Annotated in this window: 13 protein-coding genes and 2 pseudogenes; 7 read left to right on the forward strand and 8 right to left on the reverse strand. The window is 73.8% G+C overall.

Annotated elements, in window-relative coordinates; translation table 11 throughout:
* Nucleotides 1-103: 103 nt before the first annotated feature.
* The 3 genes from ACZ4MU_RS23780 to ACZ4MU_RS23790 all read right to left on the reverse strand — a co-directional run bounded on the left by ACZ4MU_RS23780 (nucleotide 104) and on the right by ACZ4MU_RS23790 (nucleotide 3,367).
* Complete coding sequence (locus tag ACZ4MU_RS23780; RefSeq protein WP_467879954.1) at nucleotides 104-1,324, reverse strand: cytochrome P450; 1,221 nt, start codon at nucleotides 1,322-1,324, stop codon at nucleotides 104-106.
* Between the two features lie 235 nt (nucleotides 1,325-1,559).
* Nucleotides 1,560-2,417 carry a class II fructose-bisphosphate aldolase gene (locus ACZ4MU_RS23785; protein ID WP_467879956.1) on the reverse strand — a complete coding sequence of 286 codons (858 nt, stop codon included), beginning with the start codon at nucleotides 2,415-2,417 and terminating at the stop codon, nucleotides 1,560-1,562.
* Nucleotides 2,418-2,482: 65 nt separating this feature from the next.
* Nucleotides 2,483-3,367 (reverse strand): SIS domain-containing protein, encoded by an 885-nt coding sequence (locus tag ACZ4MU_RS23790; RefSeq protein WP_467879959.1) that lies wholly within the window; start codon nucleotides 3,365-3,367, stop codon nucleotides 2,483-2,485.
* A gap of 213 nt (nucleotides 3,368-3,580) precedes the next feature.
* Here ACZ4MU_RS23790 and ACZ4MU_RS23795 point away from each other — a divergent pair, with 213 nt between their 5' ends.
* Nucleotides 3,581-4,360: a DeoR/GlpR family DNA-binding transcription regulator gene (locus ACZ4MU_RS23795; RefSeq protein ID WP_467879962.1), complete on the forward strand. Its 780-nt coding sequence runs from the start codon at nucleotides 3,581-3,583 to the stop codon at nucleotides 4,358-4,360.
* A 95-nt stretch (nucleotides 4,361-4,455) separates the two neighbouring features.
* Here the strand turns inward: ACZ4MU_RS23795 and ACZ4MU_RS23800 are convergent, their stop codons facing one another.
* Nucleotides 4,456-5,073: a TetR/AcrR family transcriptional regulator gene (locus ACZ4MU_RS23800; RefSeq protein WP_467879964.1), complete on the reverse strand. Its 618-nt coding sequence runs from the start codon at nucleotides 5,071-5,073 to the stop codon at nucleotides 4,456-4,458.
* Nucleotides 5,074-5,241: 168 nt separating this feature from the next.
* On the opposite strand from ACZ4MU_RS23800, the gene ACZ4MU_RS23805 reads away from it, so the two are divergent.
* Together ACZ4MU_RS23805 and ACZ4MU_RS23810 are read left to right on the forward strand one after the other, a co-directional pair.
* Nucleotides 5,242-6,144, forward strand: a complete 903-nt coding sequence (locus tag ACZ4MU_RS23805; RefSeq protein ID WP_467879967.1) for a phosphatase PAP2 family protein — start codon at nucleotides 5,242-5,244, stop codon at nucleotides 6,142-6,144.
* A complete protein-coding gene (locus ACZ4MU_RS23810) occupies nucleotides 6,141-7,040 on the forward strand; it encodes a DMT family transporter (protein ID WP_467879970.1) in 900 nt (299 codons plus the stop codon). Before ACZ4MU_RS23805 ends, ACZ4MU_RS23810 begins: the two co-directional genes overlap by 4 nt.
* Before the next feature lie 90 nt (nucleotides 7,041-7,130).
* Here ACZ4MU_RS23810 and ACZ4MU_RS23815 read toward each other — a convergent pair whose 3' ends face one another.
* Nucleotides 7,131-9,323: a glycoside hydrolase family 31 protein gene (locus ACZ4MU_RS23815; protein WP_467880428.1), complete on the reverse strand. Its 2,193-nt coding sequence runs from the start codon at nucleotides 9,321-9,323 to the stop codon at nucleotides 7,131-7,133.
* Between the two features lie 750 nt (nucleotides 9,324-10,073).
* Between ACZ4MU_RS23815 and ACZ4MU_RS23820 the strand changes: the two genes are divergently transcribed.
* The 3 genes and pseudogenes from ACZ4MU_RS23820 to ACZ4MU_RS23830 all read left to right on the forward strand — a co-directional run bounded on the left by ACZ4MU_RS23820 (nucleotide 10,074) and on the right by ACZ4MU_RS23830 (nucleotide 12,968).
* Complete coding sequence (locus ACZ4MU_RS23820) at nucleotides 10,074-11,084, forward strand: SPFH domain-containing protein (RefSeq protein WP_467879973.1); 1,011 nt, start codon at nucleotides 10,074-10,076, stop codon at nucleotides 11,082-11,084.
* Nucleotides 11,081-11,973, forward strand: a pseudogene (locus ACZ4MU_RS23825) (hypothetical protein). Before ACZ4MU_RS23820 ends, ACZ4MU_RS23825 begins: the two are co-directional and overlap by 4 nt.
* Before the next feature lie 257 nt (nucleotides 11,974-12,230).
* Complete coding sequence (locus tag ACZ4MU_RS23830) at nucleotides 12,231-12,968, forward strand: AfsR/SARP family transcriptional regulator (protein ID WP_467879975.1); 738 nt, start codon at nucleotides 12,231-12,233, stop codon at nucleotides 12,966-12,968.
* A gap of 14 nt (nucleotides 12,969-12,982) precedes the next feature.
* Here the strand turns inward: ACZ4MU_RS23830 and ACZ4MU_RS23835 are convergent, their stop codons facing one another.
* Nucleotides 12,983-13,912, reverse strand: coding sequence for a phosphatidylglycerol lysyltransferase domain-containing protein (locus ACZ4MU_RS23835; RefSeq protein ID WP_467879978.1), 930 nt, complete (start codon nucleotides 13,910-13,912; stop codon nucleotides 12,983-12,985).
* A gap of 112 nt (nucleotides 13,913-14,024) precedes the next feature.
* A complete protein-coding gene (locus tag ACZ4MU_RS23840; protein WP_467879981.1) occupies nucleotides 14,025-14,696 on the reverse strand; it encodes a GDSL-type esterase/lipase family protein in 672 nt (223 codons plus the stop codon).
* 233 nt (nucleotides 14,697-14,929) lie between these two features.
* On the opposite strand from ACZ4MU_RS23840, the pseudogene ACZ4MU_RS23845 reads away from it, so the two are divergent.
* A pseudogene (locus tag ACZ4MU_RS23845) lies at nucleotides 14,930-15,024 on the forward strand.
* Nucleotides 15,025-15,392: 368 nt separating this feature from the next.
* On the opposite strand, the gene ACZ4MU_RS23850 reads toward ACZ4MU_RS23845, so the two are convergent.
* The gene (locus tag ACZ4MU_RS23850; protein WP_467879984.1) at nucleotides 15,393-16,634 is read right to left on the reverse strand and encodes an MFS transporter; all 1,242 of its coding nucleotides are present in this window, start codon (nucleotides 16,632-16,634) and stop codon (nucleotides 15,393-15,395) included.
* Nucleotides 16,635-16,661: the final 27 nt, after the last annotated feature.

Here is a 16,661-nt window from a genome sequence, read left to right on the forward strand (position 1 = left end):
GCAGCGGGAACAGGGGCCGCAGGCCCCGTTCCCCCAGGGGCGCGGGGAACTGCGCGAGCAACCCGCCACCGGGGCGCAGACACAGCACCCCTCGAACACCCCCTCACCACTCCAACTCCAACCCCTCCGGCGACCGGTGGATCAGTGTCGGGCGCATTCGGATCGGGGGGGCCGGGGACGCCAGGTGGAGGGTGGGGAAGCGGGTGGTCAGGAGGTGGAGTGTCAGGCGGAGTTGGTCGCGGGCCAGCTGCGCGCCGGGGCAGCTGTGGGCCCCGTGGCCGAACGCGAGGTGGCGCGAGGCCGGGCGGGTGATGTCGAAGACGTCGGGCCGTTCGTGGCGGCGCGCGTCCCGGTTCGCCGACCCGAAGGCCACGAACACCGCCGCCCCCGTGGGAAGTTCCGTCCCGGACAGCAGCACCGGCCGCGTGGTGATGCGCCGGAACCCCTGAAGCGCCGAGTCGTACCGCGCCGCCTCCTCGATCGCCGCCGGAATCAGCTCCGGCTTCTCGCAGAGCAGCTCCCACTGCGCGCGATGGCGCAGCAGATGCAGCACCGTCGTGCCGATCTGCGCGGTCGTCGTCAGATGCCCAGCGAGGAGGAAGTTCTGCAGGTGGGCCACCATTTCGTGGCGCTCCTCCAGGGTCAGCTCCCCCGTGCCCGGCGCCAGCGCGGTGAGCAGCGCCGTGCACAGGTCGTCGCGCGGCCGGGCCCGTCTCTCCCGCAGATACGTGTCGAGCAACTGCTGCATCGTCACCACGTCCCGCGCCGCCGCGATCTGCTCCGGCTCCTCCATCGGCCGGAACAGCAGTTCCTCGGCGCGGAGTCCGCCGCGTACCGCCACCGGCACGTCCGCCGGGTCCAGGCCGATCAGCCGCCCGACGACGTCCCCGGGCAGCAGCGTGGCGTACTCCCCCATCAGCTCCACCCGCCCCCGCGTCGCGAACGCGTCCACCAGGGCGGTCGCGCGCTCGGTCGCGTACGGCAGCACGGCGGCGACCCGGGCCGCCGACAGGCCGTGGACGATGGGGGCGCGCAGCCGGTGGTGCTGGGGGCCGTCCGAGGTGACGACGACCGGGCGGCCGCCGAAGCCGGAGCCGAGTTCGGCGAGGACGGCGGGGCCGGGGATCACGTCGGGGCGCAGCGCGTTCGCCGAGGAGAACGCCTCGGGGCGGCGCAGCACCTCGCGTACATCGGCGTCGCGTGCCACCAGCCAGGCGTCCAGCTCGGGGACGAAGGTCAGGCCCTCGGCGCGGCGGGCGCGCGCGTAGTGCGGATAGGGGTCGCGCTGGAGCGCGTCGAGCCGTGCGTGCTCATGCCTGTCCACTAGCTCATCGTGTACGAAGCGGCTCTCCGGCGGAAGAGCACCGGTAGGGGCGGACATGTCCCCGGGACGCGGGGCCGCCCTTCCCGGGCGGGCGGCGGAGTGGGGCACGCCGGCCTCCCGCCGCCCCGGGCCCCGGCACCCCGGGTTCCCGCACCCCGGGCTCCCCGGCCCCGGACTCCCTCGCCCGGGTCCCCCGTCCCGGCCGCCCCGTCCCTGCCACCCCCGCCTCCATCCCTCACCCCTCCGTGTTCAGCACCCCGATCAGCCGTGTGACCGCCTGCACCATCGCCTGCCGCCCGACGGTGAGATAGCCGCGGGCGTCCACCGCCTCCGGATGGGCGGCGAGATAGGCGCGGATCGCGTCGGTCATGGCGATGTTCAGCGCCGTACCGATATTGATCTTCGACATGCCGCCCGCCACCGCCGCCGTCAGTTCGTCGTCGGGGACGCCCGAGGAGCCGTGGAGCACCAGCGGGACGTGCAGCGCCGCGTCGAGGCGGGCGAGCAGAGCGTGGTCGAGCGCGGCCGTGCGGGTGGTCATGGCGTGGGTGTTGCCGATGGCGACGGCGAGCGCGTCCACCCCGGACTCCGCGACGAAGGCGCGCGCCTCCTCCGGGTCGGTCCGGGCGCCGGGCGCGTGCGCGTCCAGCGGCGGCTGTCCGTTCTTGCCGCCGACCTCCCCCAGCTCGGCCTCGATCCACAGGCCCTGGGTGTGCGCCCAATCGGCGGCGGCCCGCGTCGCGGCGAGGTTCTGTTCGTACGGCAGGTGACCGCCGTCGTACATCACTGAGCTGAACCCGGCGTCGGCCGCCTGCCGCAGCAGGTCGTCGCGTTTGACGTGGTCGAGGTGGAGCGCCACCGGCACGGCGGCGGCCTCGGCCGCGGCGACGGCGGCCCGGGCGAGCGGCAGCACCCGGCCGTAGCGGAACTTCACCGCGTTCTCGCTGATCTGGAGGACGACCGGCGCATGCGCGGCCTCGGCGCCGGCGATGACCGCCTCGGCGTGCTCCAGCGTGATGATGTTGAAGGCGGCGACGGCGCCGCGCTTGGCGGCCGCCTCCGCGACCAGGGCCCCGGTCCGGGCGAGTGGCATCGTGCTTCCCCTGTCCTCTCGTGTCCTCGTGTGTCCTCGTGCGCCTGTCGGTCGTCGGGCCCGGGTCAGGAGCCGTCGAGGATCACCGAGCGGGTGAGGTGGCGCGGGCGGTCCGGGTCCAGGCCCCGGGCCGCCGCGACGGCGACCGCGAGCCGCTGCGCGCGGACGAGCTCGGCCAGCGGGTCGAGGTGCCCGGCCACCCACTGGGCGCCGGTGGCCCGCACCTGCTCGGCGAGGCCGTCCGGTGCCTCGCCGAACATCCAGGTCGCGGTGGTGCCGGTGGAGATGCTGATGGGACCGTGGCGGTACTCCATCGCGGGGTACGCCTCGGTCCAGGACAGCGACGCCTCGCGCATCTTCAGCGCGGCCTCCTGGGCGAGCCCGACGGTCCAGCCCCGGCCCAGGAACGTGAACTGGCTCCGCCCGACGAGCCCTTCGGGCAGCGGCTCGGCCAGCGCGGTGCGCGCGTCGGCGACGGCCTGCTCGGTGTGGAGGCCGAGGTGGGCGCGGAGCAGGGTGAGCGCGGTGGTGGCGAAGCGGGTCTGCACCACGGACTCCTCGTCCGCGAACTCCAGGACCACCAGGTCGTCGGCGGCCCGCATGACCGGGGTCTCCGGGTCGGCGGTGATCGCCGTGGTGCGGGCGCCGCCGCGCACCCGGGTGAGGAGCTCCAGGACCTCGGTGGTGGTGCCGGAGCGGGTGAGGGCGACCACCCGGTCGTAGGAGCGGCCCGCCGGGTACTCGGAGGCGGCGAAGGCGTCGGTCTCGCCCTGGCCCGCGCCCTCGCGCAGTGCGGCGGCGGCCTGGGCCATGAAGAGCGAGGTGCCGCAGCCGACGATCGCGACCCGCTCGCCCGGCGCGGGAAGGGCGTCCTTGTGGTGCACCGCCAGCTCGGCGGCGCGCTTCCAGCACTCGGGCTGGCTGCTGAGTTCGTTCTCGACATGGCTCATGCCGGGCTCCCACTCCCTCTGGATCCATCCGGATGCATGTTTCTGCAAAATATAGCTAGCTTTCAAGCACAATCAAGCATCTTCGGGTGGGTTAAAGTCGCACTCCTACGGTCATCACCCGCAGGTCGCCTCCGGCAGGCCCTCCCCCGCAGGTCGCCCCGGCGGCGACGACGGCGAGATGTGCGGGAGAGCACGGGAGAGAAGAGGATCCGGATGTCGCGCGACGCCCGCTGGCAGGCACTGCTCGAACTGCTCGTGGAGCAGGGCCGCCTCGACGTCGAGGAGGCGGCGACGGTGCTCGGCGTGTCGGCCGCGACCATCCGCCGCGACTTCGACCAGCTGGCAGAGCAGCAGATGCTGGTGCGTACGCGCGGGGGCGCGGTCGTCCACGGGGTCTCGTACGAACTGCCGCTGCGCTACAAGACCGCCCGGCAGGCCTCGGAGAAGCAGCGCATCGCGAAGGCCGTGGCGGATCTGGTCGCGCCCGGCGAGGCGGTGGGCCTCACCGGCGGCACGACGACCACGGAGGTGGCGCGCGCCCTTGCCGTACGGCCCGAACTCGCCTCCGGGTCACCGGCGTTGACGATCGTGACCAACGCGCTGAACATCGCCAACGAGCTGGCGGTACGGCCGCAGTTCAAGATCGTGGTGACGGGCGGGGTGGCCCGGCCGCAGTCGTACGAGCTCACGGGGCCGCTGGCCGGGGGGGTACTGAACCAGATCACGATGGACGTGGCGGTGCTGGGGGTCGGCGCGTTCGACGTGGCGCACGGGGCGACCGCGCACGACGAGGACGAGGCGGGGATCAACCGGCTGCTGTGCGAGCGGGCGGAGCGGGTGGTCGTCGCCGCCGACTCCACCAAGCTGGGGCGGCGGACGTTCGCGCGGATCTGTGCGACGAGTCAGGTGGGGACGTTGGTGACGGACTCGGGTGTCTCGGAGGAGACGGTCGCCCGGTTCACCGAGGTGGGCGTCACCGTGCTCGCCGTCTGAGACGTCGCGTGTTCGCCCGCACCCCGGTGGGGGCCGGTCGCGCGGTTTCCCGCACCCCTGCCCGTGCGGTCACGTCGTCAAGCCCCGCCCACTGTTCACGCAGTCGGCGGAGTGTCAGCCAGACCCAGCGCCGGCAGGATGACCGCCTCCAGGAACTCCGGCAGGGTTTCCGTCTCCGTGAACCGGTCCTCGAAGAGGCGTTCCACCCGCAGGACGCCCATGAACGCGGGCGCCACGAAGTCGATCGCCCGGTTGTCCGCGGCCACCTCGCCGCGCTCCACCCCGCGCCGCAGCATCGCGTCCAGCGCGGCGATCTCCGGGTTGAGGACGGTCTCGCGCAGCGCCTCGCGCAGGTCGGGGTGCATCACATAGGCCTGGCCCACGGCCTCCATCAGCTCGGCGTCGCGGCCCCTGCCGCGTGACGCGGCGCGGGCCGCCTCGCGCAGGTCGCCCGCCAGGGTGCCGGTGTCGATCCCGGTGAAGAACGAGCAGCGACTCGCGCCGAGCGCCGCGGTGACCAGGACCGGCTTGGACTTCCACTGGCGGTAGAGCGTGGCCTTGCCGCACTTGGTGCGGGCGGCGACGCCCTCCATGGTCACGGCGTCGTAGCCGCCCTCGCGCAGCAGGTCCAGCACCGCCTCGTACAGCTCCAGCTCCCGCTCGGGGCTGATCTTGCTGCGGCGTGCGGCGGCCGTGGCGGCCTGCGTGGACATCGTGTCCCTCCGGTGCGTGGGGCAGGGCTCCTGCTGCTACGAGGGTAGATCCTGCCCGACCGAGACGCAAACGTATCGAGACGTTTGCGTCTCGATGAAATCCGATCTAGCCTTCCTACGTTCGCTTGTCCGATTTTGCTCGAATTCTCGTCTCAGAGGGGCCGGAGAATGACTGCCGGTATACGTCCAGGGACCCGGCGTCCCACCGGACCGGAGACGACCGGTACCCCCCGGCCGCCCCTGGTGCGCGAGCTGCTGCTCGTGACCGCGCTCTTCCTCGTGTACAAGTTCGGCCGGCAGCTGGCCAACGGCCACGAGACGCGCGCCTTTGACAACGCCGACCGCGTCTGGGACTGGGAGCGCGCGCTCCATCTGCCCGGCGAGGGCGCGGTGCAGCGCCTGCTGCTCCACGACGACACCGTGATCCACGTCGCCAACACCTTCTACGCCACCGTCCACTTCCCCGCGACGGTCGCCTTCCTGGTCTGGCTGTACGTCCGCCGGCCCGCCCACTACCTGTGGTCGCGCCGGGTCCTGGCGCTGGTGACCACGGCGGCGCTCGCCCTGCACATCCTGCTGCCGCTGGCGCCGCCGCGGATGCTGGCGGCGGCCGGGCTGGTCGACACCGCCCAGGTGTACGGGCCGTCGGTGTACGCGGCGACGCCGGACACCGACACCATGGCCAACCAGTTCGCGGCGATGCCCTCGCTCCACTTCGGCTGGGCGCTGATGGTCGCGATCGGCCTGATCGCCGCGGTCCGCGGCCGGTGGCGGTGGCTGTGGCTGCTGCACCCGGTGCTCACCCTGCTGGTGATCGTCGGCACCGCCAACCACTACTGGCTGGACGCGCTCGTCGCGACCGTGCTGCTGGGCGCCGCCCTGTACCTGGTGCCGCGCCCGGCGCCGGTACGCGCCGGACGCACCCTCGCCGTGCGGATGCGCCGCGCCCCCGCCCCCCGGCCCGCCGAGGCCCCCCCAACCGCCCGTGCCCCGGAATCTGCCCTGACCTCCGGGCGCACGGGCACCCCCCGGCCCGCCGACGAGCCCGTGCTCGCGGAGGCGCTGCGATGAACGAGTCCGCGGTCCTCGCGATCCTGCTCTCGCTCGCTTCGGCCGCCGGGTACGCCCTGGCCGCCGTCGCCCAGTCCCGGCTGGCCTCCACCGAGGGAGGCGGCGGGCTGGCCGCGCTGCTCGGCCGCCCCCAGGGGTGGTGGGCCGTCGGGCTCAACGCGGCGGGCGCGCTGATGCACGTCGCCGCGCTCCACTACGGCCCGCTCACCCTGGTCCAGCCGCTGGGCGCGCTCACCCTCGTCGCCGCGCTGCCCATCGGCGCGTACTACCAGCGGCGCCGGGTCACCCGGCGTGAATGGCGCGGCGCCGCCTGGACGCTGGCGGGGCTCGCCGCACTGATCGCGGTGACCGGGCCCGCGGCGCCCGGGGACGCGCTGAGTCTGCGCGAGGCGCTCGCCGTCGCGGCTGCCACCGCGCTCCTGATCGCGGCGGCCTCCCGGGCCGGTGAGGGCCATGGCCGGGTCGGCCTCGGCCACGCCACCGCGTCGGGCGTCGCCTCCGGCGTGGGGTCCGCGCTCACCCAGACCGTCACCGCCTCGCTCGCCCGCGAGCTGCCGGGCGGCCCGCTCGCCTGGTGGCAGACGGCTCTGCTGGCCGTGCTGGTGGCCGCGTTCGCGGTCGGCGGGCTGCTGCTCTCGCAGTCGGCCTTCCGGGGAGGTCTCGCGGCGCCGCTCGCGGTGGTGAACCTCGCCAACCCGGCGGCCGCCGCGGTGATCGGTGTGGCGCTGCTGGGCGAGAGGTTCCACGGCGGCCCGCTCGGCTGGCTCACGGCCGCGGTGGCGGCGGCGGTCGCCGCCCGCGGCGTGCTGATGCTGACCGGCGCCGAGCCCCCGCAGGTCCCGGCTCCCCAGGTCCCCGCCCCGCGTGCCCCGGAACCGGCCCGCGTACCGGTCTGAGAGCACGGACACCAGCGGGGCCGCACGGGAGATTCCGGTGCGGCCCCGCTGTCCGTGGGGTCGGGGTCCGTGAGGCCGGAGTCCGTCGGGTCAGGCGAGAGTGACCGTGAAGCCGCGCGCGGTGGACACCGAGGCCGTCTTCACCTCCGTCACGCCCGTCGCGGCGTCGTGGAACCACCCCGATCCGGCCGCGGACAGCTCCTGCGCCGAGCCGTAGCGGCGCAGCCGCTCACCGCCCACCGCGACGGCGGCGGGCGCGGATGCGGCGTGCACCGTGAAGCGGTACGCGCGCGCCGAGGGCTTGCCCGCGTAACGGCCCACGCTGGGCCCGACCTCGAGAGCCAGGGCCCGGCCCGCCGAGTACATCCGGACCTGCTGCGTGGCGGAGGCGCCCTGCGCGAACCGCCGGGTCACGCCGTCGTCCTCGTACAGCGTGTACGAGGACTTCCCCGCCCGCGGGTAGACGTCATAGTCCAGTTCGCCCTTGTCCCGGGTCTGCCAGGACAGCGTGCCCTTGGGCCACATCGGCACGATGGAGCCGCCCTTGACGAACAGCGGCAGGGTGTCGAGCGGAGCCTTGTAGCCATTGACCGTGGTCGGGCCCTGGTAGGTCCTGCCCGTCCAGTAGTCCGTCCACGTGCCCTTGGGCAGATAGATCCCGTCGCGCACCTCGGTGTCGCTGTAGACCGGGGCGACCAGGAAGTCGGGGCCCGCCAGGAACTCGTACTTCGCGTTCGGGCCGAGCGTGTTCGGGTCGTCCGGGTACTCCAGGGAGAGCGGCCGGACCGCGCCGACACCGGTCTTCGTCGCCTCCCGGGAGAGCCCGTACATGTACGGGATGAGCCGCTCCTTGAGCTGGAGGTACTTGCGGTTGATGGAGGTGTACGGCTCGCCGTCGAGCCATGGCTGCTGGTCGTGCGGCTGGTGCGTGGTGAGGTCGCTCGACCAGCCGTCCATGGTCATGATGGCGGGCAGGAACGCCTTCCACTGGAGGTCGCGGGCGTACATCTTCGGGTCGTGGCCGTAGATGCTGCCCACGTCACCGGTGTTGTAGGCGATTCCGGAGAGGGTGGCGCCCGCGTAGGTGGGGATCTGCCAGCGGATGTAGTCCCAGCTCAGCTTCTGGTCGCCGCTCCACAGCACCCCGCAGCGCTGGGCGCCCGCCCAGGAGACCGGCAGCCAGACGAAGCCGCGGGCGTCGCTGTTGTCCTCGATACCGGCCTTGGCCCGGTCGCAGGCGTCCAGGGCGAAGCCGTAGCCGTTGCCGACCCAGGCGACGTCCAGCTTGGCGACCCGCTGGCCCGCCTTGACCTGCTCGGCGAGCTTGTCGAGGCCGTCCTGGGTCCACAGGCCGAGCTGGGCGTTCCTGGCGGTGAGGCCCTGCCCGGTCTCGGCGAGGTTCTCATAACCGCAGCCGTAGCCGTCGTTGACGAGCATCCAGCCGAGCGGCATCCGGTTCGCCACATAGCCGTCGGCCACCTTCAGCGCGTCCAGGGTGTGCCGCTCGCCCCGGTTGGCGTTGTGCAGATAACAGTCGGAGTCGCCGGGTTCCAGGCCGTACACCGGGGGCATGAACGGCTTGCCCACCAGCGAGGTGTACTTGCCGATCACGGTTTTGACGTCACCGGTGAAGTAGTAGGCGTCCAGGCGGCGTTCCTGCTGGCCGGTGCGGACCCGGGGGCCGAAGTCGTAGACGCCCGGCGTGAAGGTGTGGCGGAAGACGCCGTAGCCGGCCGAGGAGACGTAGAAGGGCTGGGAGTTGTTGTAGCCGCCCTCGTTCCAGTTGGTGTTGTTGCCGACGTGTCTCACCTGGCCGCGGTGGGAGAAGCTGCCGTTCTGCTCGCCACCGCCGAAGAACTGCTCGTCCGCGCCGCGCGTCAGGCTCTGGCGCAGTCCGCCGGTGGTCCAGCGCAGCGGGTCGGCCTCCTGCCATATCGGGGTGCGGTTGTCGGCCTTGTAGAGCGCGAACCGCAGGGGATTCTTGTAGACGCGCAGGACGGTGTTCCCCGCGCGGATGCCGTGGTAGGCGCCCGCGTCGAAGGAGGTGGTGGCCCGGCGCGGCTCCGGTTGCCGCTGGATCATGCGGCTGCCGGGCGGATCGGCGAGGACGCCGTCGGGTGAAGCCCGCAGGCGCAGGGTGTCGTCGGCGAAGAACTCGGCCCGGGCCTTGAGCGGGCCCGCCGCGATCTCGTACGTACCGTGTCCGCCGGAGAAGCCGGTGAGGTTCCCCGCGTCGCTCGCCTCGGGCAGATAGGCCCTGCCCGTGAAGGAGTTGTCGTGCACGTCGTAGGGGACGACGACCACGTGGTACGTACCCGACGCCCTGGGGATGACGGTGGCCTCGGGATCGGCTGTCCCGGCGCTCTCGGCGACCTTGCGGCCCGTCGCGTCGTAGACGTAGAGGTCGAAGTCGTCGGTGGGCCTCTCCCACTGGATGGAGACGGGGACCCCGCCCTCGGGGTTGTCGTCCCACTCGCCCGCCGGCGGGTTCACCGTCAGGTCGAAGCGGGCGCAGACGGCGTTCGCCGGGTCCTGCGCGGGGGTGCCGCACTTGTCGGGCGAGCCGACCGTGCCCTTGGGGTAGACCGGGCTCTGCCAGGTGACGCTCTTGGAGGAGCCGTCGAGCGTGCCCGACGGCGGGGCTGCGTCGGCCGCCGAGGCGGCCGGGACCGTGAGCGCGGTGAGGGTGAGCGCGGCTGCCGCGAGCACGGCGGCGGCCACTCTCCCCCGTCGGTGTCGAAGATTCCGCAAGGAGTGTTCTCCGTTCGTACCGAGCCGCTCGCGAGCCGCGTCCGGGATCTCTCCGAGCCGCCGACGGAGCCGCTGTCGAACAACAGGGGTGCAGGGCATGCGCGTTCATGCTTGGAAGTGCGTGTTTTCGAGCAACAAGATTCATGACGCGGCCGGTACATGTCAACGGCTTCGCGCATACCGGACGAGTAAAGCCATGGAGCCCGACCCCCTTTCGTCACCTTGACGATATGGAGGTGAGCCAATATCGTCGCTGTGACGAAAACAAGGAGGTCTCCCGCCATGGCCGACATCAGCCGCAGACTGGGCCTGCGCCATCTGCGCTCCGCCCCCACCTCCCACATCCGCCACCACAGGCGCGGCAGGCTCGTCCACGACGGCCCCGGGCTCAGCTTCTGGTTCCGGCCACTGAGCGCCGCGCTCTGTGAAGTCCCGGTCGACGACCGGGAGTTGGCAATGGCCTTCCACGCCCGTACCGCGGACTTCCAGGACGTCACCGTGCAGGCCACCGTCACCTACCGGATCAGCGACCCGGCCGTCGCGGCGGCCCGGCTGGACTTCTCCGTCGACCCCGACAGCGGTGTCTGGCGCGGCGCGCCGCTGGAGCAGCTGTCCACCCTGCTCACCGAGACCGCCCAGCAGCACGCGCTCGACGTCCTCGCCCGCACCCCGCTGGCGGCGGCCCTGGTCGACGGGGTGGCCTCGGTGCGCGTACGGATCTCGGACGGCCTCGCGGCCGAGCCCCGGCTGCCCGCCACCGGGATCGACGTGGTGGCGGTGCGCGTGGTCGCCATCCGCCCCGAGCCCGAGGTGGAGCGGGCGCTGCGCACCCCGGCCCGCGAGCAGATCCAGCAGGAGGCCGACCGGGCGACGTACGAGCGGCGGGCCGTGGCGGTCGAGCGCGAACGCGCGATCGCGGAGAACGAGCTCGCCAGCAGAATCGAACTCGCCCGCAGGGAGGAGCGGTTGGTCGAGCAGCGCGGCACCAACGCCCGCCGCGAGGCCGAGGAGAACGCCGCCGCCGACGGTGTGCGCGCCGAGGCCGAGGCCGCCCGTACGGTCCGGCTCGCCCGCGCCGAGGCCGAGGCCGCCCGCACGACCGGTGAGGCACGCGCCCAGGCGCAGGCCGCCTGGCTGCGGGTGCACACCGACACCGACAGCGCGACGCTGCACGCGCTGACCGCGACCCGGCTGGCCGAGAACCTGCCCCGGATCGACAGCCTCACCCTCTCCCCCGACGTCCTCACCGGTCTGCTCGCCAAGCTGGGCCGCCCGCACGGTGAGGAGCGGTGAGCCTCGCGCCGCGCGCGGTGCTGGTCCACCGCACCACCGAGTACGAGGAGTTGCTCGCCCGGCACGGCACGCACGGCCAGGCCGCGTTCTTCCTCGCCTCGCGCGGGCGCAGCCTCGACGAGGTGGCCGAGCGCCACCACCGCGCGCGGCGGGCGCTCACCGAGGTGGCGGCCGCGGTGCCGCTGCGCTGGCGCCGGTCGCGGGTGGAACGCGCCGACCTGGACCGGTTCCTGTTCGCGCCGGAGGACGTGGTCGTGGTGGTCGGCCAGGACGGGCTGGTGGCCAACGCGGCGAAGTACCTGTCGGGCCAGCCCGTGGTCGGCATCGACACCGACCCGGGCCGCAACCCGGGCGTGCTGGTCCGCCACCGCCCGTCCGACGCGGCCACGTTGCTGGCGTCCGCCGCAACGTGTCGCGCCGAGGAGCTGACCATGGTGGAGGCGGTGGCGGACGACACCCAGCGGCTGCTCGCGCTCAACGAGATCTATCTGGGCCCGCCCGGCCACCAGACCGCTCGCTACCGCCTGGGCCCGGACGACCCCGCCGCCGCCCCCGAGCCCCAGGCCTCCTCCGGTCTGCTGGTGGGCACCGGCACGGGGGCCACGGGCTGGCTGCGCTCGCTCTGGCAGCAGCGCGGCAGCCGGCTCGCGCTGCCCGGGCAGGCCGATCCCCGGCTCGTGTGGTTCGTACGGGAGGCGTGGCCCTCCCCCACGACCGGGACGAGCCGGGTGGAAGGGGTGCTGGAGGGAGCGGAGCGCCTGCGGGTCACCGTCGAGTCGGACCGCCTGGTGGCCTTCGGTGACGGAATCGAGTCGAAGCACTGGAGCTGACGTGGGGTCAGACGGTGCGGCTGGGGCGGTCCGACACGGCGCTGCGGCTCGTCGGATAGGCGCGCCGGGCCGTGGACGCGTTCCCGCGTGAGGCCCCTCACAGTGGGTTGCTCGACTTTCTATCGCGTTGACCCTGTCAGGGGGGAGAAATACGCTTCATCCATGTTCGTTACGGGGTAGGATCACCGCTCTTCGAAGCGGAGATCATTCATATCCACCGGCGCTGCCGGAAGATCCCTTCAGGGCGTCGGCGGAGTCAGGGGATTCCAGCACGAAGCACGGGGGAAGCACGGTGAAAGTTCGTCTGCTCGGATCATTGGAAATAACCGACGGCCATCTCACGTTCCGGATTCCCGGCGAGAAGTTACGGGCGATCGTGGCGGCCCTCGCCCTGTCGCCGGGCCGGCCGGTCTCACGGCACGATCTCATCGACGAGTTGTGGGGAGAGGAACTCCCGCGCAACGCCGAGAACTCGCTCCAGGGCCATGTCGCCCGGCTGCGCCGCATCATCGAGTCCCGCACGGGGCGCGACGGGCTGCGCGGACTCATCCAGACGTCCAGCTTCGGCTACGCGCTCTCGCTGCCCGAACGGGACGTCGACGCCTCGCTGTTCACCGCCCTGGTGCGCCAGGCGACCGCCGCGCGCCGGGCCTCGCCCGAGCGCGTGGTCAAGCTGCTCACCGAGGCCCTGGCCCTGTGGCGCGGGCCCGCGCTCCTCGACACCGGCCAGGGCATGATCAGCCGGCTCGCCTACACCCGGCTGACCGAGGTGCGGCTGATGGCGTACGAGCACCTCTTCGACGCGGAGCTGGAACTCGGCAGACACCGCGAGGCCGTCACCGAACTCCAGCAGCTGCACGCCCAGTACCCGCTGCGCGAACGGTTCTGCGAGCAGCTCATCACCGCGCTCTACCGCTCGGGGCGCCAGGCCGAGGCGCTCGACGCCTACCACCGCACCCGCCAGCGGCTCTCGCACAGCCTCGGCCTGGAGCCGGGGGACGCGCTGCGCGCCCGCTTCCAGGACATCCTGCGAAGGGAGCCCGCCGCCCTCTGACGCAAGGGCGGCCGTCAGGGCGACGCGGCCGACCGCAGCAGCCGCCCCAGCGCCCTACCGGCCGCCCGGCCCTGCCAGGCCAGATAGCCGGGCTCCACCAGATGCGGGTCCCAGATCCGCTGGTGGGCAAGGTGCTGGGCCGCCGCGTGCCGCCACGGGCCGCGCGCGGCGGCCAGCCGCAGCAGCCGCCCCGCCGTCGCGCTCGCGGTCCCGAGTTCGTACTGCGCGCAGAGCCCGGCGAGCGCGGTGAAGCCGAGGTGCAGCCACTGCGCCCCTTCGGCGGCGAACGCCCGTACGGCCGCGAGGCCGACCGCCTCCACGGCGCCCCTCGGCGCGTCCGGCGCCCGGTGCGCGGTGTGGTGCAGCCAGCCCGGGCGGGAGCCGAAGACCGGCACACAGGTGACGGACGCGACGGTCCGGCTCCCGACCCGCCCGGCGAAGACCCGCCTCCCGTCGCCCGCCTCGGCCGTGCCGGGGCCGCCCGCGATGTCCCCGTACGCCACTTCGGCCGCCACGACCCCCGCGAGCCACGCCCGGGTGACCGCCAGGCGCAGCTCGGCCGGGCGCGGGCCGCCGAGGCGGAATTCGGGAAGGTAGACCGCGTAGGACGAGCCGGCCTGGTTCACCGTGAAGCCGCAGCGGGCGAAGAGCGCGGCCTCCGGGCGCCGCAGCCGGGTGGCCACGACTTTCCTGCCGCGTTCGGCGGCGCATTCCGTGAAAGCGCGCAGCAGCGGTTCCCGGCCGTCATGCGGAGCGATCACTCCGCCGCTCTGGAGCAGATGGCGGCCGGTATCCCGAAAAGGGATCACTCCGGTCCTGCCCGCCACGGTGAAGAACTCCTCTCCCCCACTCATCGCCAGAAACGCGCCGGGATTGTCGCCATGGGCGCGTAAGATCCCAAGAACCGTGTCGCCGCTGCCCACGGCGAAGGTATCGGTACTCATGACATTCCCCCCTGTCATGAGCATCGTCGCAGCCGCGGGCCCCAATTCCCTGACACGCGCGTCTCAGTCGGGTATCAGAGTCCGTACGGCGGGCGCGGGAAAAGCCGAGCACCTAGGGCGCCGGGCAGCCCGCCAGGGTCCGTACCACCGCCGCCGCGGCCACCGCGTGCCCCCGGGCGTTCAGGCGGCCCGGCTGCGGGCCCCACAGCGTCCGGGGGTCGAGGTCCGCCTGCTCCATCAGGTCGATGTGCAGGGCCCCATGACGGAGCGTCACTATGGCCAGCCGTTCCACCAGGAGGCGCTGGCGGGAGCGCATCCGGTCGCGGTGGGAGGGGGCCACCTGGCCGGAGGCGGACCAGTCGAACGGGCTGACCACCACCGTGTGGCGGCAGGCCGTCTCCTTCAACGAGGCCACGATTCGGCTGAGTTCACTCTCCACCGCATCGGCGTCGAACCGGCGCGCCCGCACATCGGGCCCGCCGCACGCGATCACGGCGAGGTCGGACCGGAAGGCGAGCGCCTGGGCCAGCTGGCGCGAGCGCACCTCGGCGATGACGAGTTCGCGCCGGGCCTGTACGAGCAGACAGGCCAGGCCCGGGCGGGCCTCGCGCAGCGCCCGGGCCACCCGGTCGGGCCAGACCCGCGGCCGGTAGCCGGGGACCGCGGCGGCCCGGGCGAGCCGGCCCTCCTGCCCGCTGAGCACCACCGCGCGCCGCCACGGGAAGCCGCCGAGCAGGGTCCGGGCCTCGCCCGGGCGCAGACAGCGCGGGTCGTCTTCCTCCATCGAACAGCCCAGCCTTTCGCTCGTCCCCGCGCTGCCGTCGTAACGACCGCGGCGCCGGTGGTCAACCGGGCGCGGAGCCCGCGCCGGTGGAGCGGACCGGATCCGGCCACCCGGCCGCTCCCCGGCGGGCGGGCGGCGGGCGGGCGGGGGGCGCCGGCCGGGGAAGCACGCGTCTCAGCGCCGTCTCAGCGGAGTCTCAGCGGCCCCGGCGAGGATCCATCCGTACGAGGCCGGGAGAGGTACCCGAAGGGGTCCGACGGGGGTTGCGGGTGTGCGCCACATTGGGCGCGAGCCGCCCGCGCAGGTTCGAGTCCTGCCCTCTCCGCCACAGCACTGCCGCGTCGGGCGCGCCGAGATGTCCGTCGATGTGTCCGTCCCCCCAGTCGCCTCCGGTGGTGGCCAGTCCAGCCACGGGAGCGGGACGCGGGAGGCGGGTCACGAGGTCGCGCGACGGATCGCGGGGGCCGGTACGCCCGTCGGGCGGGCTGTGACAGAGCGGCCGGGTCCCACCCAGCAGCTCGCCCGCACCACGGGCGGGCCGGGCGGCCCGGCCGTTCTGGTGTGGCGGGGGCCGCCGTTCCGGGGTATGCCGGGCGGGCCGGAGGTTCTGGTGTGTGCCGGGCCGCCGGGCCGCTCCGCCGTGCCGGGGGCCGCGCCACCGGCTACCCCCCGGACACGGTCCCGCGCACTCCCCGGCTACCCCCCGGACACGGTCCCGCGCGCGCCGCCCGTACTCGCCGCGTAGCCCCCCGTCCCGTAACCCCCCGGCACCTCCGGCTCAGGCAGCCCGCGCGCCAGCCACCAGGCGAGCGCGCACAGCGCTGTCAGCGGGGCGAGCGCCACGCCGAGCCCGGTCGCCTCCGCCAGGGCGCCGATCCCGGGCGAGACCACTCCCCCGGCGCTCACCGCGAGCCCGAGCGTGACCCCGCTCGCCGTGCCGACCCGGCTCGGCAGGAAGTCCTGCCCGAGGGTGACGTGGAGGGAGAACGGCACGTACAGCACGGCCGCAGCCAGCGCGGCGCAGACGAAGAACGCGGGGCCCGGCACCAGGATCACGCCCGCCACGGCCGGGACCGAGGCCGCGTACGCCCTGCGTACGGTACGGACCCGGCCACACCGCGCCGCGAGCCGTCCCCCCGCGACGGTCCCGGCGGCGCCGCCCGCGAAGAGGGTGAACAGCGCGGCCGAGCCGGTCGCGGGGCCGCCCCCGACGCGCTCCTGGGCGTAGAGGCCGACGAAGGCGCTCAGGCCGACGAAGACCACCGAGCGGCACACCACGATCGCCGAGAGCCGCAGGAACACCGGCCAGTTGTCCGGCGCGGCGGGGTGGACGGCGTCCGCGCGCCCGGCCGCCGCCGTCCGCCGCGCCAGCCCCCGCACGGTCGGCGCCGTGCACACCACCCCGGCCACCGCGGGCACCACCAGCCACGGCGTCGCGCCCAGTCCCCCGGCGGCCAGCACCGGTCCCACCACGACCGGCGCGAGGGCGAAGCCGAGGGTGCCGCCCAGCGAGTACCAGCTCATGGCGGCATGACTGCCCCGCCCGGCGGCACGGGCCAGCCGCGCGGACTCCGGGTGGTAGGCGGCGACGCCGGTCCCGGCGAGCGCGACGGCGAGCCAGGTGAGCGGGTAGGAGTCGCCCAGGCCGGACAGCGCGATGCCCACGCCCGCGCAGAGGCTGCTCAGGGGGATCAGCCACGGCATCGTCCAGCGGTCGGTGAGCGCCCCGAACAGGGGCTGGACGACGGAGGAGAGCAGGGTCGCGGCGAGCACGATGCCGGAGGCCGCCGTATAGCCGTAGCCGCGTCCGGCGACCAGGAAGGGGACGAGGGCGGGCACCGCCCCCTGGGAGAAGTCGACCGTGGCGTGGCCGAGGGCCAGTACGGCCACGGCGGACCGGTTCGTGCTGGGACCGGCGGGCGGCGCTGTCGTCGTCATCCCCCGATCCTGCGGGCACGGCCGGTC

The organism is Streptomyces sp. NPDC026377 (genome assembly GCF_055567715.1).

Bases quoted from the DNA above. Each gene is read 5' to 3' on its own strand.
- ACZ4MU_RS23785 (WP_467879956.1), bottom strand. From the start codon at position 2,417: ATGCCACTCGCCCGGACCGGGGCCCTGGTCGCGGAGGCGGCCGCCAAG.
- ACZ4MU_RS23790 (WP_467879959.1), bottom strand. From the start codon at position 3,367: ATGAGCCATGTCGAGAACGAACTCAGCAGCCAGCCCGAGTGCTGGAAG.
- ACZ4MU_RS23795 (WP_467879962.1), top strand. From the start codon at position 3,581: ATGTCGCGCGACGCCCGCTGGCAGGCACTGCTCGAACTGCTCGTGGAG.
- ACZ4MU_RS23800 (WP_467879964.1), bottom strand. From the start codon at position 5,073: ATGTCCACGCAGGCCGCCACGGCCGCCGCACGCCGCAGCAAGATCAGC.
- ACZ4MU_RS23805 (WP_467879967.1), top strand. From the start codon at position 5,242: ATGACTGCCGGTATACGTCCAGGGACCCGGCGTCCCACCGGACCGGAG.
- ACZ4MU_RS23810 (WP_467879970.1), top strand. From the start codon at position 6,141: ATGAACGAGTCCGCGGTCCTCGCGATCCTGCTCTCGCTCGCTTCGGCC.
- ACZ4MU_RS23820 (WP_467879973.1), top strand. From the start codon at position 10,074: ATGGCCGACATCAGCCGCAGACTGGGCCTGCGCCATCTGCGCTCCGCC.
- ACZ4MU_RS23835 (WP_467879978.1), bottom strand. From the start codon at position 13,912: ATGAGTACCGATACCTTCGCCGTGGGCAGCGGCGACACGGTTCTTGGG.
- ACZ4MU_RS23840 (WP_467879981.1), bottom strand. From the start codon at position 14,696: ATGGAGGAAGACGACCCGCGCTGTCTGCGCCCGGGCGAGGCCCGGACC.
- ACZ4MU_RS23850 (WP_467879984.1), bottom strand. From the start codon at position 16,634: ATGACGACGACAGCGCCGCCCGCCGGTCCCAGCACGAACCGGTCCGCC.